Genomic DNA, 13278 nt, shown 5'->3' with positions numbered 1-13278 from the left:
TTGTCTTATGACACAAAGATTGAGAGCAGGTATCGTCGGAGGAACAGGCATGGTTGGCCAGCGGTTTATTGAGCTGCTGGATCAGCATCCATGGTTTCAGGTTACAGCGATCGCGGCTAGCGCGGGTTCGGCAGGCAAGACATATGAGGAGGCTGTTCAAGGAAGATGGAAGCTGAGCACGCCTATTCCAGAGGAGATCAAGCCGCTCATCGTGCAGGATGCCTCCCAGGTCGAAGCATTCGCCGCTGAGGTGGACTTCATCTTCTGCGCAGTCGACATGAAGAAGGATGAGGTAATGGCGCTGGAGGAGGCATATGCCAAGACCGGCACACCAGTTGTCTCCAACAACTCCGCGCATCGCTGGACAGCGGATGTGCCGATGGTCATTCCAGAGATTAACCCTGACCATCTGGAGGTCATCGCCGCGCAGCGTAAACGTCTGGGTACAGAGACCGGCTTCATCGCGGTCAAGCCGAATTGCTCGATTCAGAGCTATGTGCCGATGCTGAACGCACTGAGAGAATTCCAACCGAAGACCGTGGTGGCCTCCACCTATCAAGCCATATCTGGAGCAGGCAAAAACTTCACCGATTGGCCGGAGATGCTGGATAACGTCATTCCTTACATTGGCGGGGAGGAAGAGAAGAGCGAGCAGGAGCCGCTGCGCATCTGGGGTCATGTGGAACATGGCGAGATCGTCAAGGCGAGCGCGCCGCATATTACGACGCAGTGCATCCGCGTGCCTGTAACAGATGGCCATCTGGCGACGGTGTTCGTCTCGTTCGAGCAGAAGCCGACCCGGGAGCAGATTCTGGAGTGCTGGCAGCAGTACAAGGGCCGTCCGCAGGAGCTGGAGCTGCCGAGCGCGCCGAAGCAATTCATCACCTACTTCGAGGAGGAGAACCGCCCGCAGACGAAGCTGGATCGCGACATTGAACGTGGAATGGGCGTATCGGCTGGTCGACTGCGCGAGGATTCTCTCTATGATTACAAATTTGTGGGTCTCTCGCACAATACCGTTCGCGGAGCAGCAGGCGGCGCGGTGCTGATCGCGGAATTGCTGAAGGCTGAGGGCTACATTCAGCCGAAATAAACCAACTGTAAGGCGCAGTCGTCTGCCGGGGAATGATGTACATCATCATGCTGTCTCCCCGTGCAGGCGGCTGCGCTTCTGTGTTGATCTGGGGAGCGCATGCGATTTTGACTTGGCGGGGGAAGAAGTGATATGATCCTGCTAAGAGTGAGGGGCTTGGAGGTCACGCATCGGACATGCCGAATCCTGAGCAATCTATGCTGCGACTGGACGGAGCTGTCAATCGAGGTGACAGGCGAGATGACTGAATATAGGTCATTTGCCTAAGCTGGCATTCATTTTTGACCGTATGGTCAATAAGGTGGGCGTGCGCCCCGTGTAATCGTCTGATTCATAAAAATAGAAGGAGTGGAGTGTACATGACAACTGCAAAATCCGTTGAAGCCTTGTTTACGCCGTTCTCGGAGGGCACGCTGCAATTGGCCAACCGAATAGTGATGGCCCCGATGACCCGGCAATTCTCGCCAGGAGGGGTTCCCGGCTCTAATGTAGCGGACTATTACCGTCGGCGCGCGGAGAATCAGGTGGGGCTGATCGTGACCGAGGGTACCGTGGTTGACCACCCGGACGCTGCCAATCAGGACAATGTTCCGCATTTCTATGGTGAGGCTGCTCTGCGTGGCTGGGCTGATGTGGTGGCCGCAGTTCATGCCGCTGGCGGCCGCATCGTGCCGCAGATTTGGCATATGGGTGCCAAGGGACAGGTGAATGATTATACCGAGGCGGAGATTGCAGCCATTGTCGAGGCATTTGCCCACTCTGCTGCCGAGGCGAAGCGTCTGGGCTTTGACGGCATCGAGCTGCACGGTGCGCACGGTTATCTGATAGACCAGTTCTTCTGGGAGAAGACCAATTCGCGTACAGACCGCTATGGTGGCAGCATGCTCAAGCGGACTCGCTTCGCGGTGGAGGTCATCGAAGCTTGCCGTCGCGCGGTTGGGCCGGAGTTCCCGATTATATTGCGTATCTCGCAGTGGAAGGGGACGGACTATGCGGCGAAGCTGGCAACGACGCCTGCGGAGCTGGAGCAGTGGCTGGAGCCGCTGGTGGCTGCGGGCGTCGACCTGTTCCATTGCTCTACCCGCAGATTCTGGGAGCCTGAGTTTGAAGGGTCGGAGCTCAATCTCGCTGGCTGGGTAAAGAAGCTGTCCGGTAAGCCGGTCATTACGGTCGGTTCGGTCGGTCTGGACGAGGATTTCATGACCCTGTTCACGCAGGGCAAGGGAGCGAACCAGACGGGCATTGACGGTCTGATCGAGCGGCTAGAGCGTGGGGAATTCGACCTGGTCGCGGTCGGACGTGCGCTGCTGGCCGATCCGGAATGGGCGAGCAAGATTCGCACAGGCGGTCTCGACGATCTGCAGCCGATGAAGCCTGAGGCGCTACAAACGTTGTACTAGGCGTGATTCCCATCCGCCGCCCCGCTCGCACAAGCGGAGGCGGCGTTTTTTATTGCTTAATAACGATTGTTTTGCAATTTGAAATATGTTTTATTTTGAATAAGTAACAAAATTTTATAATTATATCTAGTCTTTTAGTACTATTATGAGAATTTAGCAGATAGAGGTATGTACATTTACAAGATTTAGGTGTTATACTGTCGTAAGCAATGAATCGCTTAAATTATTGAAATTTTGCTTGTATTATCCCTATTTAGGGGTTTTGATCAACCTGCCTGCAGTTTGCTACTCCAGATCGACAGCATGCAGGCGATGGCAGCCTAATCAGACCGTTGGCAAGGATCTAAACAGGCTGTGTACTTTTGTTGATACGCTGGCCAGCTATCATATATATATCCTTTATAACACGAGTTAACATGGGGTGTGCGTCTAGCGGCCCAATTGAAGTTCATTCTGTTCATCTAAGGAGGTTCATATGATTAGCCACACTAAGAAATTTATTGCTGCGGCTGCTCTTGGGGCAGTCATGATTACCGGCGCAGCACATGCTGCGACGGACCAATTCGCCGATACGAATTTGCCTGCACTGGGTTCATTTGCCGAGAGCTCTAACATTAATGGCAATCCAACAGGACATTATGGTGGATGGCTGAACACTCAGCGGGGCACGATGAAGATTGCCGCCAAGCGAGTCGTGAGTTTGTGGCCAGATACGACAATCTCTAACTTCAATACGAACACGACAAATGTCAGCTATGCACAGATTAATATGGACCCGGATACCGATTTGTATTATGTGCGTTTGACACCTGTGTCGAACGGCCCTAGCGGTTACGGTTTTATTCAGAACTATTAATTTCGTCATCATCGACCATGAAGACCGCCCAAAGCCCAGCAGGCTGCTGGGTGGTCTTCTTCACTAGGCATCAGATTAAGCACGTGGTAACGATGCCAACCCTATAAACCCTATAATGGTGATTTGAATGCGACAACTATATGCGATTGTAACTATGGAATTTACGCAGTATCGAAGAGGGCCGCTTGTATGGATTGCATTCATCTTTCTTAGCTTGTACCTGGCAACGGGCTATTATAATTATCTTCAGGAGCAGTTGCAGGCGGGACAGTTTTTGGTTTCCTCGGGCTATATTGTCATGGCCTCTGCATTATTTGGGCTGTTTTTTGGCATATTGTCCGCACGCCGCGAGAAGGACGCATCGTTTGCAGAGACGCTGGCGGCAGCTCCAGGCGATCGTCTAAGACCACTGGGCAAGCTGCTGGCCTGGTTTGCGGTCTGTACGCTTATTACAGCTATCGCCTATGCAGAGCTACTGTTGTTAATCGGGGTAAGCGGGAGCGATTACATCAGCTTTTTTATAGATATTGGGTTGTACATTGGCTGGTATTGGGGGGCAACACTGTTTGCCTGCGGAATGCTAGGATTTGCAATTGAAAATTATATGGGGGATTCCTGGTGGAAGCTGCCGATTGTGCTTGCAGTTTGGCTATGGATTAGCCCCTTTAACCATATATTGGCGAATTATTTACCTGTTGAATTATTAGCCTGGTTCAATCAAGGGGAACGGGATTTGGAGGCGGAATACAGCGCTGTGGAGGGCTTGTATATCGCCGGCCCGATGATGGCCAGGAAGCTGGGCTTTCTCGCTCTCTGCTTGGCTGCCGCTGCCGGTGCAGTAAGATTCAGATATGAGAGGGAGAAGTCCGCGGCAGAAAAGCGTTGGCTGCTAACCATAGTGGCATGTTGCCTGGTGATGTCTTTTACATGTGCTTGGGCGATCCGCAGTCCGCTCGATTCGTATCGTGCGCCGCTGAACCGTTACGCCGACTTGTACCTAAATCAGGATGCAGCCTACTATGCAGAAGCGGCGAATAGTGAGGTTAAGGAGAATGGACGGGACTTTGTAGCTGCCGGCTATGAGCTGGAGCTGGAGCATCTGGCCAATCAGATTGAGTATGCCGCTCGCATCAGGGTAGAGAAGATTGCGGCTGAGGAAGGGCGACTTGTATTTACTCTGTATCATGGGCTGAAGGTGCTTGAGGGTGCAATGGGCACAGGGGAGGCGCTATCCTGGGAACAGAGCGGGGACCATCTCTACATCGATTGGCCGCAGGACAAGAGCGAGGGAGAGCTGGCGCTTAGAATCCGAGGAGACGGGGGAGCTTTTAACCAGATTACGGAAACTTCACTATTTCTAAGCTCGTCGGTTCCTTGGTATCCGGTGCCTGGAAGCTACGCGATCGCCGGGAGCTATGAGCTGGTCTATGAGCCGCAATACAAACGGGTTCCACGTAGCGGCTCTGCCTATTTCAAACTGGCAGTTAAGGGGCGTCAGCCCGTCTATAGCAATCTGCCCCAGGTTGGCCCGGGATTATTCGCTGGTGAAGCGAGTGGAGCTATGCTGCTATCCGGGATGCTTAAGGAAAAACAGGGGGCGACATACCGCATCGTCGGGCCGCCTGATCAGTTGGAGCCGTTGGAGGCGGTGCTGGAGAGAATCGAGACAACAGCCGGGCAGCTATCTGAATTACTCGGCGTCCCTGCACCCGCGATGCCAAGGCAAGTCTTTACCATACCATCGTCATCTTATTCCACTGCGGAATATATGAGGCTGGACGGAGAGCAACTGCTTATTAACGAGCAATTGACGAGAAGCTCCTATAGTATTGAGATGCTGCCCCAAGCCGAAGGGGTGTTTCAGGCCTTCTTCTGGTCGAACAGCTATCGTACTGGAGATGAACAGAATTCGTATATTTTTCGGATGCTGCTTGGCTTCCTCTCCAGTCAGCATAAGGATTACACGGTGCTATCCTCTCAGATGCAGACACTGGATCGGCTGGGCTCACAGGCACCGGACATTTCATATCTCGCGCGTGATCTGCTGTCTTATTATGAACGGCGAGGAGATAGCGGCCTGATGGACGTTATTCGTCAAGCCTATCGTTTGTCCGAGCCTTCACAGCCGGTACTACGAATAGAGGACTGGCGGGAGTTGCTAGATTGATAGTGAGGTGGGAAGCGTGGACAACCGTCTTATTTTGGATAAGGTAAGCAAAAGCTTTGGCAATGCAGCAGTGCTGAAGTCCGTGTCTCTTAATATCCGTCCCGGTCTATTCGGCCTGCTCGGACCTAATGGAGCGGGCAAGACCACGCTGATGCGGGTACTGGCTACGCTGTTGAAGCCCGACAGTGGTTCGATTCGATGCCAATCATGGGAATGGTCCCAAACGCCAGAACAGATACGGTTCAAGCTGGGCTATTTGCCTCAGCATTTTAATGTGTTTCGCAATATAACCGGCTACGAGTGTTTGGATTACATTGCTGTGTTGAAGGGTGTGCATCAACCCAAGGAACGGCGAGCGATGGTGAGCGAATTGTTGGAGAAGGTCAATCTAGCGGCTGATGCCCATAAAAAAACCGCGGTCTATTCCGGTGGGATGAAACGCAGGCTCGGCATCGCCCAGGCATTGCTGGGCGATCCGGCTATTGTGATTGTTGATGAGCCAACCGCCGGACTGGACCCTCAGGAGCGTATCCGATTTCGCAACCTGCTCCGAGAATCAGCCGGTGAACGGATCATTCTGCTATCGACTCACATTGTGGAGGATATAGAGGCGCTGTGTTCCAGCGTGGCTGTTCTCAAGGATGGTCATGCTGTACAGTTTGAGTCACTGGATGACCTCGCTCAGTCGGCAGTCGGCAAGGTATGGAGCTGCCGTGTCCCGTCAAAGGATGCGATGAAGCTGCAAGCAAGCAACAGCTTCCAGATCATGCAGTCGGTGCTGATGGGGGACATGACGGAGCTGCGTATTTTGTCGGAGACAGCTCCGATCGACGGAGCTACACACTGCCAGCCTACTGTGGAGGAAGGGTACTTGGCATGGAGTCAAGAGTAAAGCTGCTGCCGTTGATGCTGGATATTCGCAGTATGGGCGGGCTATTTTATATCCCGATCCTCACCATGGGGTTGAGTGCGGTCTACTGCATGCTCCAATACTCGGGGCTGGATGATCGCTATCTGCTGCCTCAGCTCAGGCATGCGACGGGTGTCCTGTCGATCCCGATGATCTGTATCTGGATCATCGCCATGTTTCAGGATTATACAGCTACTGAGGGGAAGGAAACGATTCTGGCTCTGCCTTACCCTCCGGTACGGAGCGGAATGCTCAGAGTATGGCGCATGACAGGGCTCTATGCTCTGCTGTTTATGATACTCTATGTCGTTATGGCTGCTGGGCTGTCATCGGCACAGATTACCGTTATTCTTGAGGATCTATACGTTCCTGTCATTTCCATTTTCTTATTTGCCGGACTTTCCTTTTTGTTGATCGTGATCTTCAAAAACCCTATTAGCTGCTATATCTTAGCAGGAGGATACGCGCTGTTCCATTATATGACTCGGGGCGCATACTCATTGGGTATCTATCCTTTCCAATGGAGTCTCCCCCAACCCTACATGGACAGTATGCTCTGCAGCTATATGATGCTGGCAGCATCAGGGGTACTGTTCACAGTTGCCCAGTCTTTGTTCGCTAACCGAGAGTTTATGATGAGATAAGGCTTCCAGCCGCCCCGCTCGCACAAGCGGAGGCGGCTTTTTCGAATGATAGAAAGATATGTGCACGTATACAGCTATCTATTTCAATCCGACACGAAGCTTGTCCAGCCAACGATAGCGGCAGAATACAGGCAGACGAGCCAAGTCGTATGTCGGATCGAAATCGGATATAATTGTATATAATAATGGGAATACATCGATGATGGACAGAGGTTGCAGAGGAAGGCGGGGTAGCCATGAATACCGTGCTGATGGTTGCGCTGGGTGTGCTGCTGGCAGCTTTGGCTGCTGTAGCGGGACTGAGCGTTTATTTCTATAACAAAGCGGTTGCGCGTGCTGACAAGAGCTTTCTCCAGGGTGATCCAGGCTTGCGGCTCAACCCGAATATGAAGATTGATCTTCAGGCCAACCGGGACTGGTGGGCGCAGCAGACATGTTCCATCTGGAGCCTCACCTCCGATGACGGGCTGCAGCTCAAGGCTTACTATCTGCCTGCCCCTTCGCCAACGAAGGCGACGGTTATTCTGGCGCATGGCTATGGGGGAGAGGCCGGCATGATGTGCGGTCTCGCGCGGCTATACCATGAGAGGCTGGACATGAATGTGCTCTTGCCCGATGCCAGAGGCCATGGGAGAAGTGAAGGAAGCTACATCGGGTTCGGATGGAAGGAGCGGCTAGATTACACGGGCTGGATCGCTCAGCTTATCGAGCAGCTTGGAGAAGAAGCGACGATTGTGCTGCACGGTGTCTCGATGGGCGCTGCGACGGTGATGATGACAAGCGGTGAGATGCTGCCGCAGCAGGTGACCTGCATTGTTGAAGACTGCGGTTACACCTCGGTAGAGGATGAGCTGGCCTATCAGTTGAAGCGGATGTATCGTCTGCCGTCATTTCCGCTGATAGCAGCAACGAGTCTTCTCACTCGTCTGCGGGCAGGCTATTCCTTCCGCAAGGCGTCCGCGCTGGAGCAGCTTCATCACAATACACGGCCGATGCTCTTCATCCATGGCGAGCAGGATCAATTCGTGCCGACCTCGATGGTCTATCGGCTCTATGATGCCTGTAAGGCGCCGAAGCGGCTCGTTGTTGTCCCGAATGCCGGGCATGGCGAATCCTATCTGGTGGACCCGGACAAGTATACGCAAGAGCTGATCGCCTTCTTGTCGCAGTACGGCAGTAGAGACAGGCCAGGCAGGCTGGAGAGAGTGTGAGCGCACTATTGGATGAAGCATCGGCCCATCGGGCCGCCGCCGGCATAAGACTGGGAATGACCACAGGGCGGGTCAATAAGAGGAGGAAGCAGTGATGGAAGCAGTGGACACGGCAAAGAGGCTGGCTGCAGAGACAGCCGTACAGCGAGTAGAGGATGGGATGATCGTTGGTCTGGGGACAGGCTCGACGGCCTATTATGCCATTGCGCGCATCGCGCAGCGAGTGCAGCAAGGGCTGCGTATCCAGGCAGTAGCCAGCTCTGCAAGATCGGAGGCACTGGCGCTGGAGCTCGGCATCCCGCTGGTGCCGTTGTCTTCGATCAGCGGGATCGATCTGACTATCGACGGCGCGGATGAGGTTGATCCTGCCCTGCATCTCATCAAGGGAGGCGGGGGCGCGCTATTGCGGGAGAAAATATTGGCAATGAGCAGCAACCGCTTTATCGTCATCGCCGATGAGAGCAAAAGAGTCGCACAGCTTGGACGCTTCCCGCTGCCGGTGGAGATCGTCCCGTTTGCCGCTAATCTGACGATCGCGAAGCTCCGAGAGCTCGGCTGCAAGCCTTCCGTCCGAATGGTAGAGAGCCAGGAGTATAAGACGGATAACGGCAACTATATTGTTGATTGCGCCTTTGGCGGTATTGCTGATCCACAGCAGTTGGAGGCGCGTATTAATGCTATTGCCGGTGTTGTGGAGAACGGCCTGTTCACGCACATGGCGAGCACCGTCATCTTCGCCTCGCAGGATGGCGCCATCTCGGTACTGGAGCAGAGTCGCTGACTCGGGAGCATCCCTGTAATGTATGGAGCATTACATGAGCAGGGATGCGGTACGCGCTGAGTCAACGATGACCGGAGCGAGAGCCAGTGGCCGCCGGGCCAGGACGCTCCCTGCGGCCGGATTCATCAGGCTAGTCGCTCCGAAGGTGAACGGAGGATGAGCGCTCGGCTAATCGGGAAGCGGTCACGGAGACTATAGCAGCCCGGACAGGCGCACTTCCTCATAGAAACGGCGGAACTCGTCGAAGTTGAGCTGCTGCGCGGCGTCAGACAGGGCGGCAGCCGGGTTGGGGTGCACCTCAACCATGATGCCGTCGGCACCGGCTGCCAGAGCTGCCTTGGCGCACGGAGCCATTATATCCTTGCGGCCGGTGGAGTGAGTGACATCGACCAGAACGGGCAGATGGGTCTCCTGCTTGAGGATCGGCACGGCCGAGATGTCGAGCGTATTGCGGGTCGCCTTCTCGTAGGTGCGGATGCCGCGTTCGATCAGCATGACGTGCGGGTTGCCGCCAGAGACGATGTACTCGGCAGCATGCACGAATTCATCCAGTGTGGCCGACAGGCCGCGCTTGAGCAGCACAGGTGTCTGCACGTCGCCAGCCGCCCTGAGCAACTCGAAATTATGCATGTTGCGTGCACCGATCTGAATGACATCGATGTATGTGGCGGCAAGCTCAATATCGGCAGGATGGACAATTTCACTGATCGTTCGCAGGCCGAATTCCTCCGCGACCTCCTTGAGCATCCTTAGTCCATCTCGGCCAAGCCCCTGAAATTCATAGGGAGAGGTGCGCGGCTTGAATGCCCCGCCCCGCAGCAGCTTCACCCCCGCAGCCTGTAGCATCGCCGCCACCTGACGGAGCTGCTCATAGCTCTCGATCGAGCAAGGACCAGCAATCAGAGCTGGCTGGTCTGCCCCGATCGCGACATCGCCCAACTGTACGACCGTATTATGAAGCTGATGCTGGCGAGAGACGAGCAGCGACGGCTTCTCCTTGCTGCCTCCGCTTGATTGAGCTGCTCCCTCCATCCACTGCGTCAGCAGCCTGCGAGCCTGCGAATGCTTCAAATTAGCGTCGAGCCTGCTGTCCAACTGCTGCAGACATTCCCCGATCTGCGCAGGTGTCAGCTTCAGCTCCTGCATGAGCTGCTGATGCTCCTCCAACTGCTGTAGCAATTCCAGGCTGAGCGTCTGTAGTCTGTTATGTCCATCCAATGTAGTTGTCGTATTCGTCCGGGTCATCGAAATCTTCCTCTCTTGTTTGATGTGCGCTCTCGGGTCATCGATCAGGACATCCATCAGGACATCCATAGGTGTCCCTTCAGCACACGGTACTCACATCCACTATGGACATCGGTATACAGTGACTTGTCGTACTCTTCCGCAGCGATATGACATCGGCAGCCTCCATCGGCGCCTTATAAATTAACGCAAAAAGACCCCTCATCCGCAAGGGACGAGAGGCCGTGGTACCACCCTTATTAGAGCGTTCTCGCTGACAGTTGTATGCTTCGTCAAGCCTGCCACCGGGAGATGCTCTCACTTTGTCCCTTTAACGCAGGGAATACGGGTCACCCTACCTTCTGCCAGATGGCAGACATTCAGGCGCCGGCTCGGGAGTGAACTTCGGCAGGCCATTTACTCGGCAGCTCTCAATCGGTGGCTGGCCGTCCCTGTCAGCAATGGAACGCTGCGTACTCTCTCCTTCATCGCTTCTGTTGCTATGTGTATGCGATCAACGTTGATTAAGTGACATTTTAGGGCATGATAATGGATCGTGCAAGCCTGTCGATTAACGCGCCTTCCTATTACTGCATAGCTGCTGTGTTGCAACGAAGTATGCGAGCTTTTTGCATTTTTTCAACCTCTACCACATCTCAGGCACAGGTGGAATTAGCAGCTTGCTGTCACGTTATGGTTGAAGCGGGCGGCGCTCCATGAGCTGCTTTAGCTTAACCTCTGTAGGAGAATCGGGATCAGGCGTGTAGATGCTGCAGCGCAGATCATCTTGACCCTGCACCTGCAAGGAGGTCAAGTGAAAGAGCATCTTGCCCGCCCGGGCATGGCGAAACTCCAGCACGACCTCCGGTGCGGAGCTGACTCGGCTCTGCTCCCACATGCGATTGAAATCCGGGTGCAGTCTCCCCATCTCCTCCAGAAATTGCTCATACCACTTATCCTCTACATACTTTCCATAGTAGGCGCGAAATATCGACAAATACCCGCTCGCAAAATGCTCCCAATTGACAGCCAAGCGCTGAAATTCCTTGCGCGTAAAGAGTAGACGGATCATGTTGCGCTGCTCGGGCGGCAGTTGCTCGAAGTCAAGGAAGATATGTGCGGCTGCAGCATTCCAGCCGACAATTCGGCCGCGCCGGTCGGATATAATCGTCGGGCAGCTTCGCAGCTCCTGGAGGATGCGCCGCAGTGCTGGAGAGATGGCTAACTGCTGCTCCTCTAACGGATACGTGCTGGTTCCAGCGCTCTCGAGCGCCAGCGCATACAGATAGCTGCGTTCATCCGGTGTCAGCCGCAGCGCATTGGAGATGGCCTCCAGTACAGAGGGCGATACCTTGATCTCGCGGCCTTGCTCAAGCCATGTGTACCAGGTGGTGCTGACGCCCGCCAACTGGGCAACCTCCTCTCGCCGCAGGCCGGGGGTGCGGCGGCGAATACCAGAAGCAATGCCGACCTCCTGTGGCAGCAGCTTGGCTCGCTGTGCCTTGAGGAAGGTGGACAGCGCCTGCAAACGGGTGGGCTGATGCATGATAGAGATATCCTCCTGTCTGTGATCTGGGTATATAACCTGGTACTAATTATACTAGTATAATTGACAACTTGTAATAGGATGAAACCTGTGTCATGATACGGCCATAGAGCTCAGAGAAGCAATGAAGCAAAAGGAGGAGCATTCATATGGAACGGACAGTCATCACAGGAATGGGAGCCATTACACCGCTTGGCAATGATGTAGACAGCTTCTGGGAAGGTCTTGTCTCGGGCAGATCGGGGATTACACGGATTACATCCTTCGATGTGTCAGCGTACAAATCGCAGATCGCCGGCCAGATTCGCGATTTTGACCCCAAGGCACAGTTCGGAGCGAAGGAAGCGCGCAAGATGGATCGCTATTGCCAGTATGCGCTCGCAGCGGCACAGCAAGCAATAGGTGATGCCGGGCTGGAGCTGGAGCGAGTGGACAAGGAGCGACTCGGTGTGTATGTCGGCTCCGGGATTGGCGGCATCGAGACGATGCTGGAGCAGACAGCGGTGCTGCACTCTCGCGGCCCTGCCCGCGTCAGTCCACTGCTGGTGCCGATGATGATCTCCAATATGGCGGCGGCCACCATCAGCATCGCGCTTGGAGCGCATGGGCCAACGATGTCTCCGGTCACGGCCTGCTCGATCGGCAATACGGCGATCGGCGAAGCTGCTCGGCTCATTCAAGCTGGCGGTGCGGATGTCGTCGTGGCTGGCGGCTCCGAGGCCGCGATCTGCGAGCTGTCGCTGGCCAGCTTCGGCAATGCCACAGCGGTGTCCACTCGCAATGATCAGCCTGAGCAAGCTAGCCGTCCGTTCGATAGCGGACGGGACGGCTTCGTGATGGCGGAGGGAGCAGGCATCCTGATCATCGAATCGCTGAGCCATGCGCAGCGCAGAGGGGCACGCATCTATGCCGAGGTTATCGGCTATGGGGCCAGCTCGGACGCTTACCATATGGTGGCGACGCATCCTGAGGGCTATGGCGCCTATCTGGCGATGAAGGCTGCGCTGCGTGATGCAGACATCCGCCCTGATGAGGTGGATGTCATCAGTGCTCATGCGACGAGCACAGGGGTGGGCGACCTATCCGAGACTCTGGCGATCAAGCGGGCATTTGGCGACTATGCCCACAGGCTGCCGGTCACTGCGAACAAATCGATGCTCGGGCATATGCTGGGAGCAGCCGGCGGTGTAGAGGCGATCGCACTCGTGCAGAGCTTGCGCACCGGTTGGATTCCGCCGACGATTAATCTGGAGGAGCAAGACCCGCAATGCGACCTGGATATTGTAGGGAGTCAGGCGAGAGAGGCTAAGCTGTCGATCGGGATGTCCAACTCCTTTGGCTTCGGTGGTCACAATGCCGCGATTCTGTTGAAGAACTGGGTGGATGAGCCTCACACGCATCACAGATGTTAACGATCCACGCTAAAATGATGGACATCCTGCTGAC

At 54.9% G+C, this 13278-nt stretch carries 11 protein-coding genes and 1 pseudogene; 10 read left to right on the top strand and 2 right to left on the bottom strand.

The window, feature by feature from the left end:
- The first annotated feature begins 7 nt into the window (after nucleotides 1-7).
- The 9 genes and pseudogenes from asd to rpiA all read left to right on the top strand — a co-directional run bounded on the left by asd (nucleotide 8) and on the right by rpiA (nucleotide 9062).
- Nucleotides 8-1093: an aspartate-semialdehyde dehydrogenase gene (gene asd / locus ACY1JZ_RS02635; protein WP_462627936.1), complete on the top strand. Its 1086-nt coding sequence runs from the start codon at nucleotides 8-10 to the stop codon at nucleotides 1091-1093.
- A gap of 132 nt (nucleotides 1094-1225) precedes the next feature.
- Nucleotides 1226-1360 (top strand): hypothetical protein, encoded by a 135-nt coding sequence (locus tag ACY1JZ_RS02630; protein ID WP_462627935.1) that lies wholly within the window; start codon nucleotides 1226-1228, stop codon nucleotides 1358-1360.
- Between the two features lie 92 nt (nucleotides 1361-1452).
- Nucleotides 1453-2493 carry an NADH:flavin oxidoreductase gene (locus ACY1JZ_RS02625; protein ID WP_462627934.1) on the top strand — a complete coding sequence of 347 codons (1041 nt, stop codon included), beginning with the start codon at nucleotides 1453-1455 and terminating at the stop codon, nucleotides 2491-2493.
- A 475-nt stretch (nucleotides 2494-2968) separates the two neighbouring features.
- Nucleotides 2969-3349: a hypothetical protein gene (locus ACY1JZ_RS02620; protein WP_462627933.1), complete on the top strand. Its 381-nt coding sequence runs from the start codon at nucleotides 2969-2971 to the stop codon at nucleotides 3347-3349.
- A gap of 127 nt (nucleotides 3350-3476) precedes the next feature.
- Nucleotides 3477-5516 (top strand): ABC transporter permease, encoded by a 2040-nt coding sequence (locus tag ACY1JZ_RS02615; protein ID WP_462627932.1) that lies wholly within the window; start codon nucleotides 3477-3479, stop codon nucleotides 5514-5516.
- 85 nt (nucleotides 5517-5601) lie between these two features.
- Nucleotides 5602-6408: pseudogene (locus tag ACY1JZ_RS02610) on the top strand (ABC transporter ATP-binding protein); the annotation flags it as partial.
- Nucleotides 6393-7070, top strand: a complete 678-nt coding sequence (locus tag ACY1JZ_RS02605; RefSeq protein WP_462627931.1) for a hypothetical protein — start codon at nucleotides 6393-6395, stop codon at nucleotides 7068-7070. The pseudogene ACY1JZ_RS02610 and the gene ACY1JZ_RS02605, both read left to right, overlap by 16 nt.
- Before the next feature lie 236 nt (nucleotides 7071-7306).
- On the top strand, nucleotides 7307-8281 hold the full coding sequence (locus tag ACY1JZ_RS02600) for an alpha/beta hydrolase (RefSeq protein ID WP_462627930.1): 975 nt from the start codon (nucleotides 7307-7309) through the stop codon (nucleotides 8279-8281).
- 94 nt (nucleotides 8282-8375) lie between these two features.
- Nucleotides 8376-9062 carry a ribose-5-phosphate isomerase RpiA gene (gene rpiA, locus ACY1JZ_RS02595; protein ID WP_462627929.1) on the top strand — a complete coding sequence of 229 codons (687 nt, stop codon included), beginning with the start codon at nucleotides 8376-8378 and terminating at the stop codon, nucleotides 9060-9062.
- Between the two features lie 192 nt (nucleotides 9063-9254).
- Here the strand turns inward: rpiA and ACY1JZ_RS02590 are convergent, their stop codons facing one another.
- Nucleotides 9255-10307 carry a bifunctional 3-deoxy-7-phosphoheptulonate synthase/chorismate mutase gene (locus ACY1JZ_RS02590; RefSeq protein ID WP_462627928.1) on the bottom strand — a complete coding sequence of 351 codons (1053 nt, stop codon included), beginning with the start codon at nucleotides 10305-10307 and terminating at the stop codon, nucleotides 9255-9257.
- 670 nt (nucleotides 10308-10977) lie between these two features.
- Nucleotides 10978-11832: a helix-turn-helix transcriptional regulator gene (locus ACY1JZ_RS02585; protein WP_462627927.1), complete on the bottom strand. Its 855-nt coding sequence runs from the start codon at nucleotides 11830-11832 to the stop codon at nucleotides 10978-10980.
- A gap of 149 nt (nucleotides 11833-11981) precedes the next feature.
- Here ACY1JZ_RS02585 and fabF point away from each other — a divergent pair, with 149 nt between their 5' ends.
- On the top strand, nucleotides 11982-13244 hold the full coding sequence (gene fabF, locus ACY1JZ_RS02580) for a beta-ketoacyl-ACP synthase II (RefSeq protein WP_462627926.1): 1263 nt from the start codon (nucleotides 11982-11984) through the stop codon (nucleotides 13242-13244).
- Nucleotides 13245-13278: the final 34 nt, after the last annotated feature.

Source organism: Paenibacillus sp. J5 (assembly GCF_054955055.1).
The sequence above is the reverse complement of the archived record's forward strand: the minus strand, read 5'-3'. Positions and strand labels throughout refer to the sequence as shown.